Source organism: Faecalimicrobium dakarense, from assembly GCF_000499525.1.
Classification (GTDB): Bacteria; Bacillota; Clostridia; order Peptostreptococcales; family Peptostreptococcaceae; genus Faecalimicrobium; species Faecalimicrobium dakarense.
On record NZ_HG529320.1, the window covers coordinates 1 to 844 of the forward strand.

Annotated in this window: 1 protein-coding gene; it reads right to left on the bottom strand. The window is 22.0% G+C overall.

The genetic code is table 11. From position 1 onward, the window contains the following. Positions 1 to 298: 298 nt before the first annotated feature. The gene (locus tag BN899_RS08135; protein WP_042274492.1) at positions 299 to 595 is read right to left on the bottom strand and encodes a hypothetical protein; all 297 of its coding nucleotides are present in this window, start codon (positions 593 to 595) and stop codon (positions 299 to 301) included. Positions 596 to 844: the final 249 nt, after the last annotated feature.

Here is an 844-nt window from a genome sequence, read left to right on the forward strand (position 1 = left end):
TATATTGCCAATTACTCCTTAGAAATTCATTTATAAACTCAACTATTAATCTAGATGAGAAAAATGCAATAATTTTAGCTAATATTTATTTCTCTTGATTCATTCATCATATACTCTCCCTTTTTATAATATCCGTTACTTTTATAATAACATAATCTAAAGTTTAACATACGTTCTGTAATACTATAATTTACCTATCTTTAAATATTATGTTAATGCTAAAAAATCCAATAGGTCAACTATTGGATTTTTTAACTCGTAATATATTAATATTGTACAACTATATATATTTAAATTTCTAATTAATCTTTTCATATCTATGCCATCTATGAGGTAATAAATCAAACAAAGGAAAAGTTATAATTATTGTTAATATTTGTAATGTAATTTTTAGCATGAAATCATTCAAAATAATAATATTATTAAATACAAATGCATTTGCCATAATAATAACAAAAAAATATATTCCCCTATATCCGTTTATTTTAGGTTCGTAATCGGCATTACAGTGCGTACATTTCAAATGTCCATTGAAAAGAGCCTTTAATCTATCTAAAAATGTAAAACGATTGTTACACTGAGTACAATTTCTCATAAATTCATCCCCTTTTTTATTCATAAAATATAACAATTGTGTATTAAGTTATCTATAATTATACTATATTTTACAAAGTATTATAACTGTTTCTATATATCAGCATAATTAACTATCTTTCATAATAATTAAATCTATATACAACAACTGTACATAATAAAATAGCAGTAAACTTAATCTTACTGCTATTTTATAAACTGTAATTAGTCTAATATCTTATCTTCAATATTTAATAATACTTCGCAATCA